1 pseudogene is annotated in these 231 nt (G+C 63.6%); it reads right to left on the bottom strand.

Annotated features, from left to right (window positions below):
- A pseudogene (locus ACQG3P_RS24980) lies at positions 1–231 on the bottom strand (ABC transporter permease); the annotation flags it as partial.

Genomic DNA, 231 nt, shown 5'->3' with positions numbered 1-231 from the left:
AAGTAGTTGGGTGCCACCGAGAAGTTGGCGACGAAGTACTTGGGGTCCTGGAAGATGCCACCGAACCACATGCCGTAGGTGACGTCCTTCACCCCGGGTACCTGCCGCACCTGCGGCTCCAGCCGGGACGGCAGCGATTGGGTGATGGACAGGCGCGAGGCTACGATCAGCCGGTTGTCGCCTTCCACGCTGCCGCCCGAACTGAATGCCACGCGCACCGAATCGAGCATG

It is taken from the genome of Stenotrophomonas sp. SrG, assembly GCF_050031795.1.
In the GTDB taxonomy this organism is placed as follows: Bacteria; Pseudomonadota; Gammaproteobacteria; order Xanthomonadales; family Xanthomonadaceae; genus Stenotrophomonas; species Stenotrophomonas rhizophila_A.
Note: the sequence above shows the minus strand (reverse complement) of the source record. Positions and strands in the feature narration are given on the sequence as shown.